This window comes from Brevundimonas sp. UBA7534 (genome assembly GCF_002479325.1).
Lineage (GTDB): Bacteria > Pseudomonadota > Alphaproteobacteria > Caulobacterales > Caulobacteraceae > Brevundimonas.
Genome location: NZ_DLMO01000032.1, coordinates 1,538 through 11,014 on the forward strand (window position 1 = coordinate 1,538; position 9,477 = coordinate 11,014).

Annotated in this window: 12 protein-coding genes; 6 read left to right on the plus strand and 6 right to left on the minus strand. The window is 67.8% G+C overall.

The annotated features are described in order from the left end of the window. On the plus strand, positions 1–1,099 hold a 1,099-nt coding region (locus tag B2U11_RS02220), incomplete at its 5' end, for an SEC-C metal-binding domain-containing protein (RefSeq protein WP_292069563.1). A gap of 71 nt (positions 1,100–1,170) precedes the next feature. After that, a complete protein-coding gene (locus B2U11_RS02225) occupies positions 1,171–2,331 on the plus strand; it encodes an aminotransferase class V-fold PLP-dependent enzyme (RefSeq protein WP_292069565.1) in 1,161 nt (386 codons plus the stop codon). Positions 2,332–2,353: 22 nt separating this feature from the next. Here the strand turns inward: B2U11_RS02225 and B2U11_RS02230 are convergent, their stop codons facing one another. Next, the gene (locus tag B2U11_RS02230; RefSeq protein ID WP_292069567.1) at positions 2,354–2,530 is read right to left on the minus strand and encodes a YegP family protein; all 177 of its coding nucleotides are present in this window, start codon (positions 2,528–2,530) and stop codon (positions 2,354–2,356) included. A 173-nt stretch (positions 2,531–2,703) separates the two neighbouring features. Between B2U11_RS02230 and B2U11_RS02235 the strand changes: the two genes are divergently transcribed. From B2U11_RS02235 to B2U11_RS02245, 3 genes are all read left to right on the plus strand, one after another. Continuing rightward, entirely contained in the window at positions 2,704–3,423 is a 720-nt protein-coding gene (locus B2U11_RS02235) for a glutathione S-transferase N-terminal domain-containing protein (protein ID WP_292069570.1), read from the plus strand. 73 nt (positions 3,424–3,496) lie between these two features. Continuing rightward, positions 3,497–3,901: a DUF3597 domain-containing protein gene (locus tag B2U11_RS02240; RefSeq protein ID WP_292069573.1), complete on the plus strand. Its 405-nt coding sequence runs from the start codon at positions 3,497–3,499 to the stop codon at positions 3,899–3,901. Positions 3,902–3,914: 13 nt separating this feature from the next. After that, complete coding sequence (locus tag B2U11_RS02245) at positions 3,915–4,121, plus strand: KTSC domain-containing protein (RefSeq protein ID WP_292069575.1); 207 nt, start codon at positions 3,915–3,917, stop codon at positions 4,119–4,121. Positions 4,122–4,130: 9 nt separating this feature from the next. Here B2U11_RS02245 and B2U11_RS02250 read toward each other — a convergent pair whose 3' ends face one another. Both B2U11_RS02250 and ald read right to left on the minus strand, forming a co-directional pair. After that, positions 4,131–4,928, minus strand: coding sequence for an enoyl-ACP reductase FabI (locus B2U11_RS02250; protein WP_292069590.1), 798 nt, complete (start codon positions 4,926–4,928; stop codon positions 4,131–4,133). Between the two features lie 96 nt (positions 4,929–5,024). After that, positions 5,025–6,143 carry an alanine dehydrogenase gene (ald, locus tag B2U11_RS02255; RefSeq protein ID WP_292069577.1) on the minus strand — a complete coding sequence of 373 codons (1,119 nt, stop codon included), beginning with the start codon at positions 6,141–6,143 and terminating at the stop codon, positions 5,025–5,027. Between the two features lie 148 nt (positions 6,144–6,291). Here ald and B2U11_RS02260 point away from each other — a divergent pair, with 148 nt between their 5' ends. Beyond that, entirely contained in the window at positions 6,292–6,768 is a 477-nt protein-coding gene (locus B2U11_RS02260; protein WP_292069579.1) for an Lrp/AsnC family transcriptional regulator, read from the plus strand. A 4-nt stretch (positions 6,769–6,772) separates the two neighbouring features. Here B2U11_RS02260 and B2U11_RS02265 read toward each other — a convergent pair whose 3' ends face one another. The 3 genes from B2U11_RS02265 to B2U11_RS02275 form a co-directional block, all read right to left on the minus strand. Next, entirely contained in the window at positions 6,773–8,083 is a 1,311-nt protein-coding gene (locus B2U11_RS02265) for a GSCFA domain-containing protein (protein ID WP_292069582.1), read from the minus strand. Next, positions 8,083–8,934 (minus strand): WcbI family polysaccharide biosynthesis putative acetyltransferase, encoded by an 852-nt coding sequence (locus tag B2U11_RS02270; protein ID WP_292069585.1) that lies wholly within the window; start codon positions 8,932–8,934, stop codon positions 8,083–8,085. The genes B2U11_RS02265 and B2U11_RS02270 overlap by 1 nt, the downstream gene beginning before the upstream one ends. Positions 8,935–9,062: 128 nt before the next feature. Next, on the minus strand, positions 9,063–9,477 hold a 415-nt coding region (locus tag B2U11_RS02275), incomplete at its 5' end, for an aldehyde dehydrogenase family protein (protein ID WP_292069588.1).

Consider the following 9,477-nt stretch of genomic DNA (forward strand, 5'->3'; position numbering starts at 1 on the left):
GAAGGAAAAGGCCCTGGCCGCCGGCGGCCTGTTCGTCCTGGGCACCGAGCGCCACGAGAGCCGCCGCATCGACAACCAGCTGCGCGGCCGCACGGGCCGTCAGGGCGACCCCGGCGTGTCGAAATTCTATCTGTCCTGCGAGGACGACCTGCTGCGCATCTTCGCCGGCGACCGTCTGGACTCGATCATGAAGACCTTCGGCGTGGGCGAGGGCGAGGCCATCACCCACCCCTGGCTGAACCGCGCCATCGAGACCGCCCAGAAGCGCGTCGAGACCCGCAACTACGACATCCGCAAGAACCTGCTGAAATACGACGACGTCGTGAACGACCAGCGCAAGGCCGTGTTCGAGCAGCGCCAGGAGTTCATGGACTCCGAGGACCTGTCCGAACTGGTCGGCGACTTCCGCCGCGACGTGGTGTCCGACCTGGTCGAACGCTACATGCCGCCCAAGGCCTATGCCGAGCAGTGGGACATCGACGGCCTGGACGAGAAGGTCCGCTCGACCCTGGGGCTGGAACTGCCGCTGCACGACTGGGCCGCCGAGGAAGGCGTGTCCAACGAGGAGATCGAGGAGCGGCTGCTGGCCGCCGCCGACGCCCGCGCCGCCGAACGCCTGGAACAGATCGGCGCCGACCAGACCCGCGGTCTGGAAAAGCAGTTCATGCTGCAGATGATCGACATGCAGTGGCGCGAGCACCTGGTCCACCTGGACCACCTGCGCGGCGTCATCGGCCTGCGCGGCTATGGCCAGCGCGACCCGCTGAACGAGTACAAGACCGAGGCCTTCTCGCTGTTCGAAAGCCTGCTCTACGACCTGCGCCACAACGTCACCCGCTGGCTGATGACGGTCGAGTTCCGCTTCCAGCCGCCGCCCGAACTGCCCGAGTTCCAGGAAATCCACCTGAACCCTGGCACCGGCGAGAACGAGATGGTCAATCCGGCGGCGCAGAACCCCGAGGGCCAGTTGATCGGCGACGACCGCTCCAAGCTGCCGGTCGAGATGCTGCCGGCGGGCTGGGAGATGACCGGCCGCAACTCGCCCTGCCCCTGCGGCTCGGGCCGCAAGTTCAAGCACTGCCACGGGGCGCTGGTCTAAAGGGCGGGCTTGCGCCACGGCTTGCTGCGTGATCGCTTGGTGAGACGTCGGATCGACGCGTAAGAAGAGGGATGACCCATAAGTCCCTCTTCTCGCGCGCGCTGGACCTGGCGCCCGGGCGGCTGCATTTCGCCGCGCACAGCCACCACCTTTGGCCCGACGCCAGCTTCGAGGCGCAGCAGCAGGCCTGGCTGGACGCCAATCGGCACGCCGACCGCAAGTGGGACCTGCTGTTCGACGAGGTGATCCCCCAGGCCCAGGGTCATGTGGCGGCGGAACTGAACCTGCCGTCGCCGGACAGCATCGTCTTCTCCTCCAACACCCACGACCTGCTGTTGCGGGTCTTTTCAGCCTTCGAGCGCGGGCCGGTGCGGATTCTGTCGACCGACGGGGAGTTCCATTCCTTCCGCCGTCAGGCCGATCGCTGGGAGGAGGCGGGCCTGGCCGTGGTGACGCGCGTGCCGCTGCAGCCGTTCGACACCTTCGCCGAGCGGTTCGTGGACGCGGCGAGGGCGGGCGGACACGACTGGATCGTGGTCAGCCAGGTCTTCTTCCGCACCGGCGGCCTGTTTGACCGCATCGACGACCTGGCGGCCCTGGCGCGGCCCGAGGGGCCGTGGGTCCTGATCGACGGCTATCACGGCTTCATGGCGACGCCGACGGACCTGTCGGCCGTGGCGGACCGGATCTTCTACGTCGCCGGCGGGTACAAATACGCCATGGCCGGGGAGGGGGCCTGCTTCCTGCACGCGCCGGACGGATTCGCGCCACGCCCGGTCGTGACGGGCTGGTTCTCGGAGTTCGGCGACCTGTCGGGCCCGCCGGGCGGGGTGCAGTACCGCAGGGACGGCGGCCGCTTCTGGGGCGCGACGTTCGATGTTTCGGCCCTCTATCGCTTCAACGCCGCGCGCCGGGCCTTGGCGGACGCGGGTCTGGACACCGCCGCCGTCGCCGACCATTCGCGCGCCCTGGCCGCAACGGTTCAGCAGGCGGTGCAGGCCGGACGCGCCGGCCCGCTGTCGGAGGCCGAGATCCTCAATCCCGTCCGGGGCGATGCGCCGCGCGCCCGCTTCCTGGCTCTGCGCCATCCCGACGCGGCCGCCTGGCGCGCGGGGCTGCTGGAGGCGGACGTGGTGGCCGACGTGCGCGACGACGTCATCCGCTTCGGCTTCGGCCTCTATCAGGACGAGGCGGATGTCGAGGGTCTGATCGCGGCCGCCAGCGCCCTGTAGGACGCGGGCGGGCCGGGCGGGGTCAGTCGGCGTCTTCGACGGGCGCGTCGCCGACGTGCTTCTTGATCGAATCGATCGCGCGCTTGGCCCCCGACTTGTCGGAATAGCCCTCGGTCGAGAAGATGATCTCGGAATTGTACTTGAAGCGGACGCGGAACTCGCCCGCCTTGTCCTTGTAGACTTCGAACTTGTGCGCCATGCGGCGTCTCCCTTGCGGTCGCCCCCGATCGGGCCAAGGCCAAGCTGGCATGGGCGGCCGCGTCGTCAAACCCTGAATGTGCGCTTTCGAACGCAAGGGCGCGAGCGGGCCGCGGGGCGTTGGCGGATCGGACGCGAGCGACCACATGATCCGCACTGAGCAAGGAATCTCTCATGACCGATCTTTCCGACTTCCCGATCACGCGCCGTTGGCCCGCGCAGCATCCCGACCGGCTGCAGCTCTATTCGCTGAACACGCCCAACGGGGTGAAGGTGTCCATCATGCTGGAGGAGATCGGCCTGCCCTATGAGCCGCACTTCGTGGACATCACCAAGAACGAGACCTGGGGGCCGGAATTTCTGTCGCTGAACCCCAACGGCAAGATTCCCGCGATCCTCGATCCCGACGGTCCCGGCGGCAGGCCGCTGGCCCTGTTCGAATCCGGCGCCATCCTGATCTATCTGGCCGAAAAGACCGGCCAGCTGCTGTCGGCCGATCCGGCCGAACGCTATCAGACGATCCAGTGGGTCATGTTCCAGATGGCGGCCATCGGTCCGATGTTCGGCCAGCTGGGCTTCTTCCATCGCTTCGCGGGCAAGGATTACGAGGACAAGCGCCCCCGCGACCGCTACGCCGCCGAGAGCCGCCGCCTGCTGGGCGTGCTGAACGACCGCCTGGCCAATGCGGCGGGAAATCCCCGCGACTGGATCATGGGGGCGGACTATTCCATCGCCGACGTCGCCACCCTCGGCTGGGTGCGCAACCTGATCGGGTTTTACGAGGCGGGCGACATCGTCGGCTTCTCGGACTTTCCCCACGTCGCCGCCTGGCTGGAGCGAGGCCTGGCGCGTCCGGCCGTCCAGCGCGGGCTGGAGATACCGACCAAGGGGTGAAGCGTTGCTGAACCTTGGCCGTTCCGTCGCGTTTGGCGTCTATCGGTTACACCCGTCAACAGGAGCATCGACCGTGGGAATCTTCTCTTCGATCTGGAACAAGATCACCGGCCACAAGCCGAAAGCCGCGCCCGCCGCGCCGGCGACGCCCAGCGCGGGGGCGACGCCCGCCGCCCCGCCCATTCCCGGCGTGCCGACGGGCGTGGGGACGACCCTGCCGCCGGTGGACGTGGAGGCCGTGCTCAGCGACCTGGCGGCGTCCAAGGGCGGCGGCGGCAACTGGCGCACCTCCATCGTCGACCTGCTGAAGCTGCTGGACCTGGATTCCAGCCTGGCGGCGCGCAAGGAGCTGGCCGAGGAACTGAACGTCCACGCCGGCGAGCACGGCTCGGCCGAACAGAACATCGCCCTGTCCAAGGCCGTCTGGAAGAAGCTGGCCGAGAACGGCGGCCAGGTTCCGGCCTCGCTGCGGGACTGACGACGGCGGCGCGATGCCCTCCAGCGTCATTCGCCGCTTCAGCTACGATGCCGCGCATCGGCGGCTCAGCGTGACGTTCGTGTCGGGCGACGCCTACGACTATCGCGAGGTGCCGCCCGAGGTCGCGGACGACTTCCGGGCGGCCTTTTCCAAGGGACGCTTCTTCAGCGCGGAAATCCGCGACCGCTATCCGTTCGACCGCCGACCGGGCGGCGGCTAGGCCCCGCGGTCAGCCTTCGAGGTCTTCCGGCAGGCCCACGGCGTGGAAGCCCGCGTCGACGTGCACGACCTCGCCCGTCGTCGACCGACCCAGGTCCGAGCACAGCCACAGGGCCGCGCCGGCGACGCCTTCCATCGAGGTCTCTTCCTTGATCAGCGAGAATTGCGCCGACTTGGAATGCAGGCCGCGCCCGCCCGAGATGCCGGCCAGCGACAGGGTGCGCATGGCGCCGGCCGAGATCGCGTTGACGCGGATGTTCCTGGGGCCCAGGTCGCGCGCGATGTAGCGGGTCGCCGCCTCCAGCGCCGCCTTGGCCACGCCCATGGTGTTGTAGTTCGGAATGACCCGTTCGGACCCCAGGTACGTCAGGGTGATCATCGAGCCGCCGTTCGGCATCAGTTTCGCCGAACGCTTGGCCACGTCGACGAAGCTGAAGGCCGAGATGTTCATGGCCAAGAGGAAGCTGTCGCGGGTGGTGTTGTCGACGAAGGAGCCCTTCAACTCGTCCTTGTTGGCGAAGGCCACCGAGTGGACGACGAAGTCGATCGTGCCGAATTCCTTCTCCAACTCCTCGAACGCCTTGTCCATCGAGGCGTCGTCGGTGACGTCGGCCTGGATCAGCAGCTTGGCGCCGACGCTTTCGGCCAGCGGGCGCACGCGCCGCTCCAGGCTTTCGCCCAGATAGGTGAAGGCCAGCTCGGCGCCCTGCGCCGCCAGCTGCGAGGCGATGCCCCAGGCGATGGAGCTGGAGTTCGCGACCCCCATGATCAGGCCCTTCTTGCCCTTCATGAGGTCGCCGGTCGGCATGTCCCAGCCTTCGGTCGCGGCCATGAGTCTCTCCCTGTATGTCAGGCGCGGAGGGTTAGCAGGGGCCGGGGCGCGCCGGAACCCTCCGCGTGGCGATCAGCCGTGCGCCCACACGCCGAACGGATCGGACCAGTCCAGGCCCAGCGCCTGGGCCACCGCCGGATAGGTGATCTGGCCTTTCAGCACGTTCAGGCCGCGGGCCAGGTGCGGATCGGCCTTCAGCGCGTCCAGACCCTTGTCCGCCAGCGCCAGGCCGAAGGGCAGGGTGGCGTTGTTCAGGGCTTCGGAACTGGTGCGCGGCGCGGCGCCCGGCATGTTGGCGACGCAATAGTGAACCACGCCGTCGATGACGTAGGTCGGATCCTCGTGGGTCGTCGGCCTGGACGTTTCGAAGCAGCCGCCCTGGTCGATGGCGACGTCGACCAGCACCGAGCCCGGCTTCATCTTCGCCAGATGCTCGCGCTTGACCAGCTTGGGCGCCGAGGCGCCGGGCACCAGGACGGCGCCGATGACCACGTCGGCCTTGACGATCTCCTCGTCGATCGCGCCGATCGAGGAATAGCGGGTGATGACGCGGCCGCCCGTGACCTCGTCGATATAGGCCATGCGCGGGATCGAGCGCTCCAGCACCACCACCTCGGCGCCCAGGCCCATGGCCATCCGCGCCGCGTTCAGGCCGACGACGCCGCCGCCCAGGACCAGCACCCGCGCCGGCGCCACGCCCGGCACGCCGCAGAACAAGAGGCCCATGCCGCCGTTGTGCTTCAGCAGGGTTTCGGCGGCCGAGAAGACGGCGATCCGGCCGGCGACTTCCGACATGGGCGCCAGCAGCGGCAGGCCGCCGCGCGCGTCGGTCACGGTCTCATAGGCGATGGCGGCGCAGCCGGACGCCATCAACCCCTTGGTCTGCTCGGGATCGGGCGCCAGATGCAGGTAGGTGTAGAGGATCTGGTCCTCGCGCAGCATCTCCCACTCGACCTTTTGCGGCTCCTTGACCTTCACGATCATGTCGGAGCCGGCGAAGACGCTCGCCGCGTCCGGGGCCAGGGTCGCGCCGGCCTTGCGGTAGTCGTCGTCGGTGAAGCCGGCGCCGGCGCCCGCCCCGGCCTGGACCGTGACAGAATGGCCGCGGGCCGCATATTCGCGCACCGCCGTCGGCGTCAGGCCGACCCGGTGTTCGTTGGTCTTGATCTCGCTGGGAACGCCGACGCGCATCTGTGTCTCCTCCGGCAAAGGTTCGGTCCGCCTGTTCCCGGCGGACCGCCTCGTCGATCGCACTTATATCGCTCAGCGAAACGCAGATTCCTGTTCATTTCGCGGCGATCGGTGCAGAAGGCGAAGAATCCGCCACGGAACCCCGCCTATGAAGACCGTTTCCGCCGTCGAACTGGACGCCGTCGACAGAAAGATGCTCCGCCTTCTTCAGGAGGACGGCCGCATGACCAATACGGATCTGGCCAGGCGGGTGGCCCTGTCGGAAAGCGCCTGCCTGCGCCGGCTGCGCGCCCTGGAGACGGCGGGGGTCATCCGCCGCTACGCCGCCGTCATCAACGAACGGGCGGTGGGTCTGCCCATCAGCGTCTTCGTCACCGTCACCCTGTCGTCGCAGTCGGAGGCGGCGCTGTCGGCGTTCGAACAGGCCGTCGCCGCCGTGCCGGAGGTGATGGAATGCTATCTGATGACCGGCGGGGCCGACTATCTTCTGCGACTGGTGGTCCGCGACGTCGACGACCTTGAGCGCCTGCACGCCAAGGCCCTGACCCGCCTGCCCGGCGTCCACCGCGTCTCCTCCAGCGTCGCCATGCGCCCCGTCGTCAAACGCGGCGCGCTGCCGGTGTGAGAGGCTAGGCGGACAGCCAGTCGATCCACTCGGCGAACCGCTCCGGCGCGCCCGGCCGGCGGCCCTGACTGAATTCGTCGGATCGGACCAGGGAAAGGGCGAAGCTTCGCCGATCAGAAAAGGTGCGTCGCTGAAGCATGATCACCTCTTCGGATTCCGGCGCCCTCTGCAGAAAGAGACGATATCCGTCTCGAACCTCCTTGACCGACAGGCCCAGGGCCTCCTCCTCGGCCAAGACCGGCGCATCCTGACGCCGCATCCGGCTGCCGTGGAGGGCGGCTTCCAGCACGTCCTCGTCGCAGATTACGTTGCTGTGCCCGCCGGTGTCGTAGATCGGCGCGGCTGCGGCTCCAGGGTCGGCGTCTGCGCCGCGGATGAAGTGACGTTCGAACACGCGCATCACGTGGGCGACGCCGACATCCTTCACCTCCCGCAGGTCCTGGGCGTAGTAGCGTCCGGCCCCGCCGGGTCCGGTGATGATTTCGAACGAAGGAAAATAGACGACGTCGACATGGGAATCCGCCGCGTGTTGGGCCGCGACCCGAAGCACGGACTTGCTGTAAACCGTCGACTGCAGGACATGGCGATCCTCGAAGGTCGCCTTGAGCGGCACTGGAGAGACGGTCAGGATGATCCGGACCGTGGGATTGACCGAACGCACCTTTGTCACGAACAAATCCAGGTCGGCGATGACTTCGTCGACCTTGAAATTGACGGGTTCGAACCGGCTCGGATCGAAGGCGCCGCCCGCCACGCCGGGCGCTGTGGGATAGACGGCGCCCGTGGCGATGGATCGCCACGCTTCGGTCAGGCCCAAGGTGAAGACCAGCACGTCAGCTTCCTCGAACACCCGCCGGACCGCGACCAGATGTTCAGCCCGCGCCGCCCCCAGCGCGTTCAGATCGGCGAACCCAGACGGGTCGATCTGCGGACGAAACGGGTCGACCAGCCGGTCCTCACGCTCCCACGCCTCGTCGAACGTCGCATGGCCGAAGGCCCGGTCGAAAAGCTGAACCGCCTGGCGGACGGTATAGATGTTGCCGTAGCGGGCGGAGAAAACACCATAGTTTGCGGCCTTGGCCTCGGCGGCCGGCATGGACGCCGGCGCCGCTTCCGGGACGAAATAGTTGAAGCCCGAAGCCTGCAGTCGCCGCGAGATGTGCTGGGCGAAGCAACTGCCCATTGTCGCCACCTTGTCGGAGGCGGAAATCATGAACGGGGCCTTGGACATCGGATCCATCTGGGCCGGGTGCACCCAAGTGACGCCGCGGCTCCAGAAGCAATGGTCGGGAAGCGAGCTGTAGGGATTGGTCATCAGGCGGCGATCTCGCGAAGGATGGCTCCGAAGCGCGGCGTATCCGCCATGGCGCAGGTCACGGGGCCGTCGACAGCGTCCAGGGCGCGGAATTGCGCTTCGAGATATTCGTCCAGGGTGTAGAGACCATCTCCGATCTTCCACAGCCAGCTGGGCTGCAGGCCCAGAGATTCAGCGACGCCGGGGTACACCGGCCAAATCGGTCCCAAGCTGAGGGCGTCGGGGACCATGTCCTCCAGCGGCTGGCGCAGATCGGCCTCGTCGGCGCCCAGTCGGCGGGCCACGCCGCGCGCCAGCTGGGCGATCACCGCGATGTGGGGATGGTTCAACGTGTGCATGAAGAGCCGCCCAGACGCCTGCAACGGCAGGAAATAGTCGGCGAACGGGATGTCGGTGGCCGCGAAATGCGCGCGCGCTTCGGCCACCGCCTTCGGCCAATACCGGTCATAGCCCAGCGCGCTGATCGTCGGTCGCGTGAACAGCCGGCGCGCGTCGCGGGCGGTCATGCCCCGCTTCCACGCCCACACACCGATGGCCGATTGATACGGCACGCCCGCCAGGACGTTGATCAGCGCCTGGCCCGCATAGGCGATGGTAAGGTCGGGATGGAAGCCGGTGAAGTGAATGCTGGGAACGACAAGGCATTTGGATTCGTCGAATCCGTGCTCGGCCGCCATCTGAGTGCGCAGGTCAGGCGGAGCGGAGGTGACAATCACGTCGGCGTCTGCGGCCCCGGCCGCGGCGTTCGCCTTGCCTTCCTCCGAATAAAACCAGTGCAGGCCTGTCACCGTGTCGCGGGGCAGCAGGAGATCGAGGCACGCCGTCAAACCGCCGGTCTGACAGTTCGCCAATACGAAGATCTTTCGCCCGTCTCGAACCGGGGAAGGGGGGAAATCGCTCAACGTCATCGATCCGGACCTGGGGGCTGAGGAAGGCCGAATATCAGCAAAGCGGCGTACTGTGCCACCCCTTCGCGCACCTACCTCAGCGCCAGGGTCACGGCCTTGACGTCCACGTATTCGTCGATGCCGTGGACCGAGCCTTCGCGGCCGTAGCCGGATTGCTTGACGCCGCCGAAGGGGGCCACGGGGGTGGAGATCAGGCCGGTGTTGACCCCGCACATGCCGGCCTCGATGCGGCGGCCGATGCGCATGGCGCGGTCCAGGTCGCGGGTGAACAGGTAGGAGGCCAGGCCGAACTCGCTGGCGTTGGCCTTGGCCAGGACTTCCTCTTCGGTGTCGAAGGCGAAGACCGGGATCATCGGGCCGAAGGTCTCTTCCTCGCGGAACAGGCGGTCGTCGCCGCCCAGGGTCACGGTCGGCTGGAAGAAGCGGCCGCCCAGGGCGTGCCGTTCGCCGCCGGTCAGGACGCGGCCGCCGGCGGCCTTCACCGCC

What these genes read in the sequence shown, in the direction of transcription:
- B2U11_RS02225 (WP_292069565.1), top strand. Translation starts at nt 1,171, where the DNA reads ATGACCCATAAGTCCCTCTTCTCGCGCGCGCTGGACCTGGCGCCCGGG.
- B2U11_RS02235 (WP_292069570.1), top strand. Translation starts at nt 2,704, where the DNA reads ATGACCGATCTTTCCGACTTCCCGATCACGCGCCGTTGGCCCGCGCAG.
- B2U11_RS02230 (WP_292069567.1), bottom strand. Translation starts at nt 2,530, where the DNA reads ATGGCGCACAAGTTCGAAGTCTACAAGGACAAGGCGGGCGAGTTCCGC.
- B2U11_RS02265 (WP_292069582.1), bottom strand. Translation starts at nt 8,083, where the DNA reads ATGACCAATCCCTACAGCTCGCTTCCCGACCATTGCTTCTGGAGCCGC.
- B2U11_RS02250 (WP_292069590.1), bottom strand. Translation starts at nt 4,928, where the DNA reads ATGCCGACCGGCGACCTCATGAAGGGCAAGAAGGGCCTGATCATGGGG.
- B2U11_RS02260 (WP_292069579.1), top strand. Translation starts at nt 6,292, where the DNA reads ATGAAGACCGTTTCCGCCGTCGAACTGGACGCCGTCGACAGAAAGATG.
- ald (WP_292069577.1), bottom strand. Translation starts at nt 6,143, where the DNA reads ATGCGCGTCGGCGTTCCCAGCGAGATCAAGACCAACGAACACCGGGTC.
- B2U11_RS02245 (WP_292069575.1), top strand. Translation starts at nt 3,915, where the DNA reads ATGCCCTCCAGCGTCATTCGCCGCTTCAGCTACGATGCCGCGCATCGG.